Consider the following 7219-nt stretch of genomic DNA (forward strand, 5'->3'; position numbering starts at 1 on the left):
CCTTCACTCTTCTTACTCAAGAGTAAATTTACTGGTGAGTAAGATTACGACGTGGTAGGTAGGCTGGCAAGAGTGAGCGGCGAACGCAGGCGACGGGTTCCCCGGAGGATCCGGGAACAGCAGATCATCGACGTGGCGGTCCAGGTCTTCGCCAGGCGCGGATACCACCCCGCCTCGGTGGACGAGATCGCCGAGCTGGCGGGCATCTCCAAGCCGATGGTCTACCTCTACCTCGACTCCAAGGAGGGTCTGTTCCTGGCCTGCCTGCGCCGCGAGGCCGAGCGGCTGGTGGCGGCCTTCCAGGGCGCGGCGCGCGATGTGCGCACCCCGGAGCTGCGGCTGTGGGCGGGACTGTCGGCGTTCTTCGCCTTCGTGGCCGAGCACCGGGACAGCTGGGTCGTCCTCCACCGCCAGGCGTCGCAGCTCAGCGAGGCCATCACCGCCGAGGTCGCCCAGGCCCGCCGCGCGGTCATGGCCGAGGTCGCGGGCCTGGTGCGGGACGGGATCGGTGAGGCCCTCGGGCCGGTCCCGGTCGCCGACGAGGAGGCCGACTTCGTGGCCCACGCGCTGGTGGGAGCGGCGGACTCGCTCACCGACTGGATGGAGCGCCACCCCGGGGAGTCCCCCGAGCGGGTCACCCGGCGTCTGATGAACATGGTGTGGGTGGGCATGCGCAATGTGCTGGCCGGGGAGATCTGGACGCCCCCGGCGGGGTCCGGCGCCCCGGGCCCGGAACCCGCCGGGACACCGGGGGCGCCGGCGGCCCCGGAGCACTCAGTCCAGGAGTGAGACCTCGCCGCGCAGATGCTCGCGCCCCGCGCCGCCGTCCCCGCGCAGAGCGAAGTCCCACAGCACGCCGCCGGCGGACGCGGCCGGACCCGAGGCGTGGAAGCGCACCGCCGAGGGCAGCGGGACCGGGGCCCGGAAGGAGACGTCCACCCGGCAGGCACCGGGCAGATGCTCCTCCAGCGCCGCCAGGCAGCGGGCCTTGGTCCACATGCCGTGCGCGATGGCGCGCGGGAAGCCGAACAGCCGCGCGGTGAGCGGGTGCAGATGGATCGGGTTGCGGTCACCGGAGACGGCGGCGTACGCGCGCCCCGCCGAGCCGGGCACCTCCCAGCGCTCCTCCAGCACCGGCCCGCCCGGCCCGCCCGGCCCGCCCGGCCCGCCCGCGCCACCGGGCGCGGTCCCACCGGAGCGGGCTCCGGCGCCCGGCGCGGGACCGGCCGCCGCGCGCCCCCGGCGCAGATACGTGCTGACCGACCGCCACACCGTACGGGCGCCGTCGTCGGCCTCGGCCGTCACATCGAAGGCCGTGCCCTTCGGGTGCGGCCGCAGGTCCCCGGCCCAGACCCGGTAGGTGAGCCGCTCCCCGGCCTCGACCGGCCTGTGCCGGTCGATCCGGTTGGCGATGTGGACCAGCCCGAGCAGCGGCAGCGGGAAGTCCCGCCGGGTCATCAGCGACATCGTCAGCGGGAAGGCGACGATGTGCGGATACGTCATGGGCAGCCGGGAGGCGCCGGTGAAGCCGCAGACCCCGGCGTAGCGGCGCAGCCGCCCGGGGTCGGCCGCGACATCGCGCAGCACCAGCCGCCGCGCCGGCACCGGACGGCCCCGCCCGCCGCCGGACTTGGGCAGCACCGCGCGGACGTACAGCCCGGCCGTACCCGGCGCGGACGACATCTCCAGCGTCTCCGGCTCCCCGCGGCCGGCGCTTCCCGCGCTTCCCGCACCCTCCGCGCCCTTCATGTCTCCCATGTCCTTCACGCTCCCAGCAGGGACTGGCCGCACACCCGCAGCACCTGGCCGCTGACCCCGCCGCTGCCGGGCGAGGCGAGGTAGGCGACGGCCTCGGCCACGTCGACGGGCTGCCCGCCCTGCTTCATGCTGTTCATGCGGCGGCCCGCCTCCCTCACGAACAGGGGCACCGCCGCCGTCATCCTCGTCTCGATGAAGCCCGGGGCCACCGCGTTGACGGTGACGCCGCGTTCGGCCGCGACCGGTGCGAGGGCCTGGACCAGCCCGATCAGACCGGCCTTGCTCGCCGCGTAGTTGGTCTGCCCGACGTTGCCCGCGATGCCGCTGATGGAGGAGGTGCACACGATCCTGCCGCCCTCGCGCAGCACCGGTTCGCCGGAGCCCCGGGCCCCCAGCAGGCGTTCGGTCAGGCGCTCCACCGCGGTGAGGTTGACCGCGATCACCGAGTCCCACTTCGCGGCGTCCATCCGGCCCAGGGTCTTGTCGCGGGTGATGCCCGCGTTGTGCACCACGACGTCCACACCGCCGTGACGGTCGCTCAGGTGCTCCGCCAGGGCGTCGGCGGCACCGTCGGCCGTGATGTCCAGCTCCAGCGCGTCCCCGCCGATCCGTCCGGCCAGTTCGCGCAGCTCCCCGCCCTGGCCGGGCACGTCCAGGCAGACCACCGTCGCCCCGTCCCGGGCCAGGGTCTCGGCCACCACCGCGCCGATGCCGCGCGCCGCTCCGGTGACCACGGCCGTCCTCCCCTCCAGCGGGCGCTCCCAGTCGTCCGGCGCGGCGCTTCCCGCGACCGGCTCCCCGATCCGGAGCACCTGGCCGGAGACGTAGGCGGAACGGGCCGAGAGCGCGAAGCGCAGCGTGGACTCCAAAGCGCCCTCCGCCCCGGGGGCGACGAGCAGCAGATGCGCGGTCGCCCCGCGCCGCAGCTCCTTGCCGACCGAGCGTACGAAGCCCTCCAGCGCCCGCTGGGCGGCGGCCTGCCGCACCCCGCCGGCCGCCTCGGGCGGGGTGCCCAGGACCACGACCCGGCCGCAGGGGGCCAGCGAGCGGATCCGCGGGTGGAAGAAGTCGTGCAGGGCGCGCAGCCCCTCGCTGCCGTCGATGCCGGTGGCGTCGAAGACCAGCGCGGCGGGGGAGTCCTGCGAACCGGAGGAGCCGCCAAAGGCGCCCGGCAGCGCGGCCACCAGCTCGCGCAGCGGTCCGGTCAGCCGGCCGCCCCCGGCGCCGTCCACGACCACCGGGCCGGACAGGACGGGGCGGCCCGGGCGGTGGCGCTCCAGGATCTCCGGGCGCGGCAGACCCAGGCGCCGGGCGAGGAGCGCCCCGGGGCCGGAGGCCGTCAGTTTCTGGTAGCGATCCACCATTGATTTCTCCTTACGCATGAGTAAGTTTACTCCGAAGTAAGTAGAGGGGTTTCCTACCACAAGGAGTGGTGGCCATGGCAACGGCCGTCCGCCGCGTCGCGATCGTCGGCAGCAACCGCATCCCCTTCGCCCGGGCGGACGGGCCCTACGCCACCGCCTCCAACCAGGAGATGCTCGCCGCCGCCCTGGCCGGCCTGATCGAGCGCCACGGCCTGCGCGGCGAGGTGCTGGGGGAGCTCGCCGCGGGAGCGGTCCTCAAGCACAGCCGGGACTTCAACCTCGCCCGGGAGGTGGTCCTCGGCAGCACACTGGACCACCGCACCCCCGCGTACGACGTCCAGCAGGCCTGCGGAACGGGCCTGGAGACCGTCATCCTCGTCGCCAACAAGATCGCCCTGGGGCAGATCGAATGCGGCGTCGCCGGCGGTGTGGACACCGCCAGCGACGCACCGCTGGGCCTCAACGACGACCTGCGGAAACTGCTCCTCAAGGCCCGCCGGGCCCGCTCCCTGCCCCGGCGCCTGGGCGCCCTGGCCGGGCTGCGCCCCCGGCACGCCGTCCCCGACATCCCCCGCAACGCCGAGCCGCGCACCGGCCTGTCGATGGGCGAGCACGCCGCCCGCACCGCCGCCGAGTGGGGCGTCGCCCGAGCCGACCAGGACGCCCTGGCCGCCACCAGCCACCGGCGCCTGGCCGCCGCCTACGAACGCGGCCTCCTCGACGACCTGGTCACCCCCTTCCGGGGCCTGGAGCGCGACCAGAACCTGCGCCCGGACAGCACACCGGAGAAACTCGCCCGGCTGAAGCCGGTGTTCGGCAGGGGCGAGGGGGCCACCATGACCGCCGGCAACTCCACCCCGCTGTCCGACGGCGCCTCCACCGTGCTGCTGGCGAGCGAGGAGTGGGCCGCGCGGCGCGGCCTGCCGGTACTGGCCTACCTCACCCACTCCCGCGCCGCCGCCGTCGACTTCGTCGACGGCCCCGACGGACTGCTCATGGCGCCGGCGTACGCCGTGCCGAAACTGCTCCAGGACGCCGGGCTGAAGCTGGGCGACCTCGATCTGTACGAGATCCACGAGGCGTTCGCCTCCCAGGTCCTGGCCACCCTCGCCGCCTGGGAGGACGAGGGCTTCTGCGTCCGCCGCCTGGGCCTGCCCGGCCCGCTGGGCACCGTCGACCGCGACCGGCTCAACGTCGCCGGCTCCTCCCTCGCAGCCGGGCACCCCTTCGCCGCCACCGGCGGCCGGATCGTGGGCACCCTCGCCAAGCTGCTCCACGAGAAGGCCGCCGAGCGCGGCGGGCCCTCCGAAGGAGGGGAGCCGACCGTACGCGGCCTGATATCGATCTGCGCCGCGGGCGGGCAGGGCGTGACCGCGATCCTCGAACGCTGACCGCCGGGCCCGTACGAGCCACCGCCGCCCGTACGGGCCCGCCCCTCTCCCCGGCCCGGCACCGGGCCCGACGCCCCCGGGCCCGGTGCCGGCCGGAACCGCTCCCCGAACCGAAGCCGGTCCACACCTCCCCCCACACATCGGTCAGTGCAGTCCTCCCCACGCCGCGAACAGGAGCCGACCATGGGCGTACGCAAGGATCTGAAAAGGGCGAAGCAGCGCAGCGAACTCGCCGACCGCGTGACGGTGGAGCTGATCCGGGAGGACGGCGCCGTGCGCGAGGCGCGCTCCTCCTGGCGCACCCCGCCGCCCGCCGACCGGGGCACCACCGCCGACATCCCCTTCACCTGCGCCGAACAGGACCCCGACGCGGTGGTGCTGCGCCGCAGGGAGGCCGGCCGGTGGGCCCCGGTCACCGCCGCGGCCTTCGCCCGCGAGGTGAACGCGGTCGCCAAGGGGCTGATCGCCGCCGGACTCCGGGCCGGCGACCGGGTCGCGCTGATGTCCCGCACCCGCTACGAGTGGGAGCTGTTCGACTTCGCGATCTGGGCGGCCGGCGGGCAGACCGTACCGGTCTACCCCACCTCGTCGGCCGATCAGATCGAGTGGATCCTGCGCGACTCCGGCGCCCGCTTCCTGGTCGTGGAGACCGAGGAGAACGCCGTCACCGCCGCGGCCGCCGCGGTCTCCGTCCCCGAACCGCCGCGCACCTGGCGGATCGAGGCCGGGGCCGTCGCCCAACTGTCCGATCTGGGAAGGGAGGTGGGCGACGAGAAGGTGACCGAGCGCCGTGCCGGCCTGACCTGTGACACCGTCGCCACCATCTGCTACACCTCCGGCACCACCGGCCGCCCCAAGGGCTGCGTGCTGACCCACGGCAACCTCCAGGCCGAGGCGTACAACACCGTGCAGCTGCTGCACCCGGTCTTCGAGGCGGCCACCGGCAAGGAGGCCTCCACCCTGCTGTTCCTGCCGCTGGCCCACATCCTGGGCCGCACCATCCAGATCGCCTGCCTCCAGGCGCGCATCGAGATCGGACACTGGCCCAGCATCAAGCCCGACGAACTGCGGCCCGAGCTCAAGCGGTTCCGCCCCACCTTCCTCGTCGGCGTGCCCTACCTCTTCGAGAAGATCCACGACACCGGACGCGCCACGGCGGAGAAGATCGGCCGCGGCTCCTCCTTCGAACGGGCCGACCGTATCGCCGTACGCTACGGCGAGGCCTTCATGGACACCTTCCGCGGCACCGGGACCGGCCCCGGTCTCAAACTCTCCCTCGCCCGGGGCCTGTACGACCTGCTGGTCTACCGGCGCGTCCGCAAGGAGCTCGGCGGCAGACTCCACTACGCCATCAGCGGCGGCTCCCCCCTGGACCGCCGTCTCAACCTCTTCTTCGCCGCCTGCGGCATCATCATCTACGAGGGCTACGGCCTCACCGAGACCACCGCCGCCGCCACCCTCGTCCCGCCCCTGGACCCGCGCCCGGGAAGGGTCGGGCAGCCCATCCCCGGCACCGCCGTGCGCATCGCCGACGACGGCGAGGTGCTGATCAGGGGCAGTGTCGTCTTCGCCTCCTACTGGAACAACCCGCAGGCCACCGCCCAGTCCCTGCGGGACGGCTGGTTCGCCACCGGAGACGTCGGTTTCCTGGACGAGGAGGGCTACCTCGGCATCACCGGCCGCAAGAAGGACATCATCGTCACCTCCGGCGGCAAGAACGTCTCCCCGGCCGTGCTGGAGGACCGGCTGCGCAGCCGGCCGCCGATCGGGCAGTGCATGGTTGTCGGCGACAACCGGTCCTATGTGGCGGCACTGATCACCCTCGAACCCGACGCCCTGGAGCACTGGCTGTCGGTGCGCAAGCGCCCCCTCGACACCCCCTTCGCCGAACTGGAGAAGGACCCCGAACTCCTCGCCGACGTCCAGCGCGCCGTGGACTACGCCAACGAGGCGGTCTCCCGGGCGGAGTCGATCCGCCGCTTCGCCCTGGTCGAGGGGGAGTTCACCGAGGACAACGGCCTGCTGACCCCGTCGATGAAGATCAAGCGACATGCCGTGGCCGCCGCCCACGCGGACCGGATCGACGCCCTCTACCGGAAGTGAGAGGAGGACCGCCATGAGCGACCACCACGGCGACCACCACAGCGGCCGCGACCGCGAACCCGGCCGTGAGACCGGGCGCGCGTACGACTACGACGTGATCGTGGTCGGTTCCGGTTTCGGCGGTTCGGTGTCCGCGCTGCGGCTGACGGAGAAGGGCTACCGGGTCGGGGTGCTGGAGGCGGGGCGGCGCTTCACCCGCGAGACGCTGCCGAAGAACTCCTGGGACCTGAGGAACTACCTGTGGGCCCCGGCGCTGGGCCTGTACGGCATCCAGCGCATCCATCTGATGGACAAGGTGATGATCCTGGCCGGTGCCGGGGTGGGCGGCGGTTCGCTGAACTACGCCAACACCCTCTACGTGCCGCCGCCGGCGTTCTTCGCCGACCGCCAGTGGGGGCACATCACCGACTGGCAGGAGGAGCTGAAGCCGTACTACGACCAGGCCAGGCGGATGCTGGGAGTACGGCTGAACCCCACGGTGACGCCCTCGGACGTCCATCTGAAGGCGGCGGCCGGGAGGATGGGCGTGGGCGACACCTTCCACCTGGCGCCGGTGGGCGTCTTCTTCGGCGACGGCGAGGACGCGGGAGGCGAGATCAAGGC

The 7219-nt window shown here is 73.4% G+C and carries 6 protein-coding genes; 4 read left to right on the forward strand and 2 right to left on the reverse strand.

The features are described from left to right. Positions 1 to 72: 72 nt before the first annotated feature. Positions 73 to 789, forward strand: coding sequence for a TetR/AcrR family transcriptional regulator (locus BM237_RS11585; RefSeq protein WP_093849479.1), 717 nt, complete (start codon positions 73 to 75; stop codon positions 787 to 789). On the opposite strand, the gene BM237_RS11590 is transcribed toward BM237_RS11585, so the two are convergent. Together BM237_RS11590 and BM237_RS11595 are read right to left on the reverse strand one after the other, a co-directional pair. Continuing rightward, positions 775 to 1749 (reverse strand): MaoC family dehydratase, encoded by a 975-nt coding sequence (locus BM237_RS11590; protein ID WP_425443681.1) that lies wholly within the window; start codon positions 1747 to 1749, stop codon positions 775 to 777. The genes BM237_RS11585 and BM237_RS11590 overlap by 15 nt on opposite strands. A 14-nt stretch (positions 1750 to 1763) precedes the next feature. Then, on the reverse strand, positions 1764 to 3122 hold the full coding sequence (locus BM237_RS11595) for a 3-oxoacyl-ACP reductase (RefSeq protein WP_093849480.1): 1359 nt from the start codon (positions 3120 to 3122) through the stop codon (positions 1764 to 1766). A gap of 74 nt (positions 3123 to 3196) precedes the next feature. Between BM237_RS11595 and BM237_RS11600 the strand changes: the two genes are divergently transcribed. From BM237_RS11600 to BM237_RS11610, 3 genes are all read left to right on the forward strand, one after another. Continuing rightward, positions 3197 to 4513 carry an acetyl-CoA C-acetyltransferase gene (locus tag BM237_RS11600; protein ID WP_093849481.1) on the forward strand — a complete coding sequence of 439 codons (1317 nt, stop codon included), beginning with the start codon at positions 3197 to 3199 and terminating at the stop codon, positions 4511 to 4513. A gap of 183 nt (positions 4514 to 4696) precedes the next feature. Beyond that, positions 4697 to 6616: an AMP-dependent synthetase/ligase gene (locus tag BM237_RS11605; RefSeq protein WP_093849482.1), complete on the forward strand. Its 1920-nt coding sequence runs from the start codon at positions 4697 to 4699 to the stop codon at positions 6614 to 6616. 13 nt (positions 6617 to 6629) lie between these two features. Next, a partial coding sequence (locus tag BM237_RS11610; RefSeq protein WP_139238092.1) for an NAD(P)-binding protein occupies positions 6630 to 7219 on the forward strand: 590 nt, incomplete at its 3' end.

Origin of the sequence: Streptomyces mangrovi (assembly GCF_900114215.1) — a bacterium.
GTDB classification, from domain to species: domain Bacteria; phylum Actinomycetota; class Actinomycetes; order Streptomycetales; family Streptomycetaceae; genus Streptomyces; species Streptomyces barkulensis.